Source organism: Kribbella sp. (genome assembly GCF_035655035.1).
In the GTDB taxonomy this organism is placed as follows: Bacteria; Actinomycetota; Actinomycetes; order Propionibacteriales; family Kribbellaceae; genus Kribbella.
In genome coordinates, this window is record NZ_DASRVN010000163.1 from 1 (window position 1) to 8,307 (window position 8,307).

At 68.3% G+C, this 8,307-nt stretch carries 9 protein-coding genes; 5 read left to right on the forward strand and 4 right to left on the reverse strand.

The window, feature by feature from the left end:
• On the forward strand, window positions 1-493 hold a 493-nt coding region (locus VFF46_RS09530), incomplete at its 5' end, for an HpcH/HpaI aldolase/citrate lyase family protein (protein WP_325036686.1).
• Here the strand turns inward: VFF46_RS09530 and VFF46_RS09535 are convergent.
• Both VFF46_RS09535 and VFF46_RS09540 read right to left on the reverse strand, forming a co-directional pair.
• Window positions 490-1,107 carry a VOC family protein gene (locus tag VFF46_RS09535; RefSeq protein ID WP_325036687.1) on the reverse strand — a complete coding sequence of 206 codons (618 nt, stop codon included), beginning with the start codon at window positions 1,105-1,107 and terminating at the stop codon, window positions 490-492. The genes VFF46_RS09530 and VFF46_RS09535 overlap by 4 nt on opposite strands.
• Window positions 1,108-1,146: 39 nt before the next feature.
• Window positions 1,147-1,815, reverse strand: a complete 669-nt coding sequence (locus tag VFF46_RS09540) for a peptidylprolyl isomerase (RefSeq protein ID WP_325036688.1) — start codon at window positions 1,813-1,815, stop codon at window positions 1,147-1,149.
• 119 nt (window positions 1,816-1,934) lie between these two features.
• Between VFF46_RS09540 and VFF46_RS09545 the strand changes: the two genes are divergently transcribed.
• Both VFF46_RS09545 and VFF46_RS09550 read left to right on the forward strand, forming a co-directional pair.
• On the forward strand, window positions 1,935-3,344 hold the full coding sequence (locus VFF46_RS09545) for a serine/threonine-protein kinase (protein ID WP_325036689.1): 1,410 nt from the start codon (window positions 1,935-1,937) through the stop codon (window positions 3,342-3,344).
• A gap of 92 nt (window positions 3,345-3,436) precedes the next feature.
• Entirely contained in the window at window positions 3,437-4,627 is a 1,191-nt protein-coding gene (locus tag VFF46_RS09550; RefSeq protein WP_325036690.1) for an acyl-CoA dehydrogenase family protein, read from the forward strand.
• A 79-nt stretch (window positions 4,628-4,706) separates the two neighbouring features.
• On the opposite strand, the gene VFF46_RS09555 is transcribed toward VFF46_RS09550, so the two are convergent.
• Together VFF46_RS09555 and VFF46_RS09560 are read right to left on the reverse strand one after the other, a co-directional pair.
• Entirely contained in the window at window positions 4,707-5,723 is a 1,017-nt protein-coding gene (locus VFF46_RS09555; RefSeq protein WP_325036691.1) for a winged helix-turn-helix domain-containing protein, read from the reverse strand.
• Window positions 5,724-5,927: 204 nt separating this feature from the next.
• Window positions 5,928-7,013, reverse strand: a complete 1,086-nt coding sequence (locus VFF46_RS09560) for a magnesium and cobalt transport protein CorA (RefSeq protein WP_325036692.1) — start codon at window positions 7,011-7,013, stop codon at window positions 5,928-5,930.
• Between the two features lie 97 nt (window positions 7,014-7,110).
• Here VFF46_RS09560 and VFF46_RS09565 point away from each other — a divergent pair, with 97 nt between their 5' ends.
• Both VFF46_RS09565 and VFF46_RS09570 read left to right on the forward strand, forming a co-directional pair.
• A complete protein-coding gene (locus VFF46_RS09565) occupies window positions 7,111-7,641 on the forward strand; it encodes a general stress protein (protein ID WP_325036693.1) in 531 nt (176 codons plus the stop codon).
• A gap of 90 nt (window positions 7,642-7,731) precedes the next feature.
• The gene (locus VFF46_RS09570; RefSeq protein WP_325036694.1) at window positions 7,732-8,235 is read left to right on the forward strand and encodes a MaoC family dehydratase; all 504 of its coding nucleotides are present in this window, start codon (window positions 7,732-7,734) and stop codon (window positions 8,233-8,235) included.
• The last annotated feature ends 72 nt before the right edge of the window (window positions 8,236-8,307 follow it).

Here is an 8,307-nt window from a genome sequence, read left to right on the forward strand (position 1 = left end):
GATCATCTTCGGCCCGGCCGACTTCATGGCGTCGATCAACATGAAGTCGCTGGTGGTCGGCGAGCAGCCGCCCGGGTACGACGTCGGCGACGCGTACCACTACATCCTGATGCAGATCCTGATGGCCGCCCGCGCCCACGACAAGCAGGCGATCGACGGCCCGTACCTGCAGATCAAGGACGTCGACGGCTTCCGCCGGGTGGCCGGCCGCTCCGCCGCGCTGGGCTTCGACGGCAAGTGGGTCCTGCACCCCGACCAGATCGCCGCCGCCAACGAGGTCTACTCGCCGCGCCAGGACGACTACGACCACGCCGAGAACATCCTCGACGCCTATGACCACTACACGTCCGCCGCCGGCGGCACCCGCGGCGCGGTGATGCTCGGCGACGAGATGATCGACGAGGCCAGCCGCAAGATGGCCCTGGTCATCTCCGCCAAGGGCCGCGCCGCCGGCCTCACCCGCACCGACGTGTGGCAGGCTCCGGCCGACTAGGGCCGAGTCGGGACCTGCGCCATGATCGCCAGCAGCTGACCGTCGGGGTCGGGGAAGAACGCCATCCATTCCTCGACCCCGTCGTCGTGCTTGTGGATCAGATGTGGCGCGTTCTCGAACCGGACGCCGCGGTCGCGGAGTTCGTCGTACGCCGCGTTGATGTCGTCGACGCGGAAGTACAGGGTCGACGCACCGGCGGTGTCCTCGCCGGCGCTGAGGAACAGCCGGGTGCCACCGCAGTCGAAGAACGCGAGGTCTCCGAAGGTGTACAGGTGCGGGAGTCCGAGGACGTCGCGGTAGAACTCGACCGCCCGCTCGATATCGGTCACCGGCCGGGCGATCTGCCCGATCGCGCCTAGCTGCACCATCTCCGCGCCTCCTTGTCCTCGTAACGCACTGTCGGCGGGCACGCCGCGCCAGGTCCGCAGCTCGGCACGGCGGTGCAGGCCGAGCTTCAGCAGCGCGTTCGCGACGTGGAACTTGACCGCGTCCACGCTGATCCCGCGGCGCTGCGCGATCACCCGGTTCGACATCCCGTGCCGCACCATGTCGACGACCCGCCACTCGGCAGGCGTCAGTACGTCGGGATGCCTCGGTCTGCCACGCTTCCCCACGACCTCAAGTTAGCGGCGCGGACCCCGAATTACCCTCCCCTAGGCCGCCCAGACCTTGTAGATGCGGATCGGCTTGCTGGGTGGGCCGTCCTGGCCGGGGTCGGCGATGCCGGCCGCGACCATCCGGTCGAAGGTGGACATGCCGGCGATCACGTGGCCGAGGACCGTGTAGTTCGGGGCGATGTGGGCGAAGGAGTGCACGACGAAGAACTCCGAGCCGTTGGTGCCCGGGCCCTGGTTGCCGTAGGCAACGGTGCCGCGGGGGTAGGTCTCGGCGCCGGTGACCTCGTCGGGGAACTTGTAGCCGGGGCCGCCCTCCTCCTGGCGGTAGATGTCGCCGCACTGGAGGACGCCGAGGCGGGCCGAGTTCGTCAGCCGGAAGCACTGGGTGGCGTCGTAGAACCGGCTCCGCACCAGGTGCACGAAGTTGTGTACGCCGCACGGTGCGTTCGCGCGGTCCATCCGGACCACGAACGGTCCGTAGTTCGTCACGAAGTACACGTCGACCGTGCCCTCGGCGCGAGCCGTCGGGGACGGGATCCGGACCGGTTTCGCGGCCGGGTTGTCCGGGGTCGGGGTGAACTCGCACTTCACCACCGGACGCGGATGCCGGTCGGGGGCAGCGGAGGCAGCGGAGGCGGTGGTCGTGGCGGCGGTCGTCAGGGTCGTCGCGACCAGCACGGCCGCGAGCAGGGCGGGGAGCTTCATCCACCCACCGTAGTACTCCGATCGCTGTCCGCAGAGGTTTCTGAAGCTTTTCGTCGTGGGCTCGATCATCCGGTGCCCGGCCGCCTAAGGTGATCCGGTCCACTGCGGAAGGTGAGTGCGTGAACGGCGAGGTACTGGCAGGTCGGTACCGGTTGCTGACCCTGCTGGGCAGGGGCGGTGCGGGTGAGGTGTGGCAGGCCGAGGACACGGTTCTCGACCGGCAGGTGGCGGTGAAGCTCCTGCGCAGCCTGGACGGCGACCCGATGGACGCCGTCGAGCGGTTCCGGGCCGAGGCTCAATCGGCCGCTCGCTTGACGCACCCGAACGTGGTGGCGACGTACGACGTGGGCACCGAGGGCGACCACGTGTTCCTGGTGATGGAGCTCGTCCAGGGCCCGGACCTTGCCAAGCTGATGCGTACGTCGGGACTCCCGCCCGCCAAGCTGGTCGAAAGCATCGCGACGCAGGGCGCCCGCGCCCTGGACGCCGCGCACGAGGCCGGCATCGTCCACCGGGACGTGAAACCGGGCAATCTGCTGCTGGCACCGGACGGCACTCTCAAGATGACCGACTTCGGGATCGCCAAGCGCGCAGGCAACGAGACGACCGCTCTGGGCGTGCTGCTCGGTACGGCGTCGTACGTGTCGCCGGAGCAGGTCCGTGGCGAGCCGGCGACGCCCGCCAGCGACTGGTACTCGTTCGGCTGCGTCCTGCACGAGCTCCTGACCGGTACGCCGCCGTTCACCGGGCCGACCGCCGACGTGGTGATGCGGCAGCACCTGGAGGCACCACCTCCGCCCGTGACGCGTACCGACGTACCGGCTGAGCTGGCCGGGCTCGTCACGCACCTGCTGGCGAAGAACCCGGCAGAGCGGCCCGCGTCGGCCGCTGACGTGACCGCGCTGCTCACACCGACCAACCAGACCCAAGTACTGTCCAACACCCTCGGCGTCGGGAAGTGGGAAGACACTCGCGCCCACCGCGCTCCCAGCGGCGGGTTCCCCTTGGTCAAGGTGGGCATAGCAGCCGCTGTGGTGGTGGTTGGCGTGCTGAGCGCACTGCTGCTCCGGTCCGGTCTGTCGAGCGATCCGCCGGCCCAGGCAGGCGGTACGCCGTCTGCTGCGCCTGTGCAGCAGACCACGGTCGCTCCGAAGACGACAAAAGCGACCGCACAGAAGCCCACACCGACACCAACACCTACCAAGACCACACCCACGAAGAAGCCGACGCAGCAGAACCCGCAGGCCGTCCTTGTGCAGCGACTGCGGACACTGGCCGCACAGGTACGTGCAACGCAGCAGAACAGCCACGGCAAGGCGCCACGGGACGCAGCCCGGGAGCTGGACCAGGCTGCGCAGGCTGTCGATCAGGGCAACCTGCAGTCGGCCGCGCAGCACTTCTACGCGGCCCGGCAGCGTCTGTTGGAGGCCCAGCAGCACAACCGCTGGCAGGCGACCCAGCAGATCGCCACGCTGTTCAGCACGGTCGGCAGGTCGCTTCCGCGACCGAGCGGTGACAACCACGAGTGAGCCACGCGACCTTCCCCAGGTGGCCGGTGTCACAGTGGGTGGCACCCGCTAACCGCGATACTCGCGGGTAAGCCGGTCGAAGGAGGCGCAGCATGAGCAGGTTGCAGCAGACCGAGGGGCTCACGGACATCCAGGAAGAGATCCTGAAGACGGTCCGGGCGTTCGTCGAGGCGGAGATCCTCCCGGTCGCCACCGAGCTGGAGCACCGCGACGAGTACCCGACCGAGATCGTCGAGGGCCTCAAGGAGCTCGGCTTGTTCGGGCTGATGATCCCGGAGGAGTACGGCGGGCTCGGCGAATCGCTGCTCACCTACGCCCTGTGCGTGGAGGAGATCGCCCGCGGCTGGATGAGCGTCTCCGGCATCATCAACACGCACTTCATCGTCGCGTACATGCTGCTCCAGCACGGCACCGACGAGCAGAAGCAGAGGTATCTGCCGCGGATGGCGACCGGTGAGGTCCGCGGCGCCTTCTCGATGTCCGAGCCGGGCTGCGGCTCCGACGTCGCGGCGATCAAGACCAAGGCCACTCGCGACGGCGAGGGCTACGTCGTCAACGGCCAGAAGATGTGGCTGACCAACGGCGGCTCGTCGAACCTGGTCGCCGTACTCGTGAAGACCGACGAGGGCCAGGACTCGGTCTACAAGAACATGACCACGTTCCTGGTCGAGAAGGAGCCCGGGTTCGGCGAGGTCGACAAGGGCCTGACCGTGCCGGGCAAGATCGAGAAGATGGGCTACAAGGGCGTCGACACCACCGAGCTGGTGTTCGACGGCTACCGGGTCGACGGCGCGCAGATTCTCGGCGGCGTACCGGGCAAGGGTTTCTACCAGATGATGGACGGCGTCGAGGTCGGCCGGGTGAACGTCGCGGCGCGCGGCTGCGGTGTCGCGCGGCGGGCGTTCGAGCTGGGCATCTCGTACGCGCAGCAGCGCGAGACGTTCGGCAAGAAGATCGCCGACCACCAGGCGGTGCTGTTCCGGCTGGCCGACATGGCGGTCAAGGTCGAGGCCGCGCACGAGCTGATGGTGAAGGCGGCCCGGAAGAAGGACAGCGGCTCCCGCAACGACTTCGAGGCGGGCGTGGCGAAGTACCTGGCCAGCGAGTACTGCGCGCAGGTGGTGGAGGACTCGTTCCGCATCCACGGCGGGTACGGGTTCTCCAAGGAGTACGAGATCGAGCGGCTGTACCGCGAGGCCCCGATGCTGCTGATCGGCGAGGGCACCGCCGACATCCAGCGGATGATCATCGGCCGCCGGCTGCTCGAGGACTACAAGCTCTGAACTGCCCGGCGCGCTGGGTCGACGGGCGGGGCGGTGCCAGTCGGCCCAGCGCGCATTGGGGCAGGGCTCGAGGGGCGGGCTAGACGGGCGCCCGTCCGGGCACCGGCACCCGGCCGGATCCGTGGCCGGACAGCAGCCAGATGCCCAGTTGGGTGATCTCGTGGCGGACCGAGGCGCCGGAGCGGCGGGTGGTGATCAGCCCGGCCTCGCGCAGTACGGTCGCCTGGTGGCTGGCGGCCGCGGGGGAGATCTTGCAGCGCTTGGCCAGCTCCGTCGTCGTACAGCCGCTGACGGCCGCCTCCAGCGCGGCTGCCCGGGTCGACCCGAGCAGGGATCCGAGCGGGTCGCTCGAGGGCGCAGGCTCCGTCGACGTCTGCCGCAGGATGCCGGGCGCGTGCTGGATCGGGTACACCAGGATCGGTTTCAGGTCCGGGTCCCGCAGCTTCGTCGGTACCTGCCAGCAGAACGCCGAGGGCTGCAACTCGATTCCCCTGCCATCGAGATACAGATCACGGTCGTTCATGTCCAGCACCTGCAGCACCGGTGCGACCCACCGGACCCGCGGATGCAGCGACGACAGCAGCCGGTGGACGCCGTGCCGGGCGAGGGTCTCACCCCGGTGCGCGTGGTCGGCTGACACGTGCGTGCCGATCGACTTCCAGTACGGCCGGATCGCCACGTCGTGGTACGTGCGGATGGCCCGGCCGAGCTTCTGCATCGACGTCCGGTCGCCGTCCGCGAGCTCCCGCGTCCACGGCGACGCCGGGCGCCACTTCTGCAGCAGGTCCAGCTGGCTGCGCACCTGGTGTCGCGGGGTCGCCAGCGTCTGCTCCAGCGCGGTGTCGAAGTCCGGCGCGGACTCGGCCGGGGTCAGGAAGTCCGGCGAGTACCCGTGCGCCGGCGTCAGTTCGAGCAGCAGCCGCATCTGGTCCGGGCCGACGGTGGTCCGCACGTGCCGGCGCCAGTCCTCGAAGATCAGCCGGCCTTCCGAGTGCTGGAGCATGTGCAGGCTCAGCAGCACCTCCCAGAGCGGTGCCGGCCGGGTGGCCACCGTGACCCGGGTCAGGTCGCGCGGTGTGAAATGGATTCGCAGCATCGCAGTCCCCTCCCGTTCCTCGCTGTCACCACGTCCCCCGGCGCCGATCGCGGAAAGTAGCCGATTCCTGACCGAACGCGACCCCGGAATTCAATCAAGGCAGGGGAGCGGGCGACAACTGTTTGAACATTCCAATCAGGTAGTACTCCTGGCCATGGCAAAAGGTTGCCAGCTCCCCTCAACGCGGTGAGCAGCGCCGGAGATTCAAAGCCAGTGGTTCCGCTTGAACAGTCGGTAAAGCGTGAAACACGCGCAAACCATCACGCCGAGCACCACGAAGTACGCGTACTTCAGGTGCAACTCGGGCATGTAGTCGAAGTTCATCCCGTAGATCCCGGCGATCATCGTCGGCACCGCGAGGATCGCGACCCAGGCGGAGATCCGGCGCATGTCCTCGTTCTCGGCCACCTGGACCTGGGCCAGCCCGGCCTGCAGGATCGAGCTGAGCAGCTCGTCGAACGAGATCACCTGCTCCTTCACCCGCTGCAGGTGGTCGTCGACGTCGCGGAAGTAGTTCCTGGTCTCGTCGGTGATCAGCGGGTGCCGGACGGTCGCCAGCGCGCGCATCGGGCCGGTCAGCGGTGCCACTGCCCGCTTGAGCTCCAGTACTTCACGTTTCAGCTGGTACACCCGGTCGATGTTGCGCCAGCCGCGCGGCGTGAACATGTCGGTCTCGATCAGGTCGATGTCGGCCTGTACGGCGTCCGCGACCTCCAGGTACCGGTCGACGACGTGGTCCGCGATCGCGTGCAGTACCGCGCCCGGGCCGGTCGCCAGCCGGTGCTGCTCCTTCTCCAGGTCCTGGCGGAGTCCGGTCAACGCGCTGTGCTCACCGTGGCGGACCGTGACCACGAAGCCGGGCCCGCAGAACACCATCACCTCACCGGTCGCCACCACCTCGCTGGTCGCGGTCAGATCGCGGTGCGGGACGTACGTAACGGTTTTGAACACCGCGAAGAGCGTGTCGCCGTACCGTTCCAGCTTGGGGCGCTGGTGTGCCTCGGACGCGTCCTCCAGCGCCAGCGGGTGCAGCCCGAACTCGGCGCCGACGATCGCGAGCTGGTGGTCGGTCGGCTGGAACAGGCCGATCCAGACGAACCCCTGCCCGCGGCGGCCCCGGTCGAGGGCCTCGGTGTACGAGTCGACGCGATCGTCGCGGACGCCGTCCCGGTACAGCCCCCAGTCGACCAGGGCGCCCTCGAGCTTGCCCCTGACCAGCTCGTCCGAGGGACGTCCGGCAGAGCCGCCACGGCGGGTGAAGACTCGTCCCACACGGCGTGTCGCGCCCATGTCCCATCGTCGCCCGGCCATCAACGGCGAGGCTATCAAGACGTGGTAACCAGCCGTCGGCAATGATGGGGGTGCAAGCACGTGGAGAGGAACGACGATGACCGCGCAGGGCATGCCCTCGATGGACCCCAGGCCGACCGGTCTGACGATCGGGACCTACGACACCTACCGGGAGGCGCAGCGAGCAGTCGACTACCTCTCGGACGAGAAGTTCCCGGTCGAGCACACGACCATCGTCGGCAACAACCTCCGCCAGGTCGAGAAGATCACCGGCCGGCTCACCTGGAGCCGGGCGCTCACCGCCGGGCTCGCCAGCGGTGCCTGGTTCGGGCTGTTCGTGGGGTTGCTGCTGGGGCTGTTCACCACCAACAACTGGATCGCGGCCGTGCTGACCGGTGTGGTGCTGGGCGCCTTCTTCGGGCTGGTGTTCGGTGGGCTGAGCTACGCGCAATCGGCCGGCCGGCGGGACTTCACCTCGCGCACCGCGGTGGTGGCGACGACGTACGACGTACTCTGCGACTTCAAGTTCGCCGAAGAGGCCCGCAACCACCTGGCGAAGCTGGCGCTGAAGGGCGAGGTGCATCCGCTGCTGCCGCAGCAGTCGCAGCCGCAGCAGGACCGGCCGTGACCTATCTCTCCTCCTGGTGAGAGCCAGACCACGGTCCGGAGCGCCGGGACCCGGCAGCATGGGGAGACCAGCAGCGGAGGAGGATCCGGGATGCAGTTCGGGCGCAGCTACGAGGAGTTCGAGGTCGGGGCGATCTACAAGCACTGGCCGGGCAAGACGGTGACGGAGTACGACGACCACCTGTTCTGCCTGCTGACGATGAACCACCACCCGCTGCACCTGGACGCGAACTACGCCGGCCAGACCACCCAGTTCGGCAAGAACGTTGTGGTGGGCAACTACGTCTACTCGATCCTGCTCGGCATGTCGGTCCCCGACGTGAGCGGCAAGGCGATCGCGAACCTGGAGATCGAGTCGCTGCGGCACGTCGCCCCGACCTTCCACGGCGACACGATCTACGGCGAGACGGTCGTCCTGGACAAGTGGGAGTCCAAGTCCAAGGACGACCGCGGCGTCGTGTACGTCGAGACCAAGGGCTACAAGCAGGACGGCACCGTGGTGTGCATCTTCCGCCGCAAGGTCATGGTCCCGAAGAACAACTACTTGGAAGCACGGGGCGGGGAGCAACCCGGCCGCCCGACCCCGGCTTCCTGAGTTCCTAGAGGAACAGCTCTATCACCGGGACCAGTACGTTCGGCTTCTGGATCGGGAGTTTCAGGGTCAGGG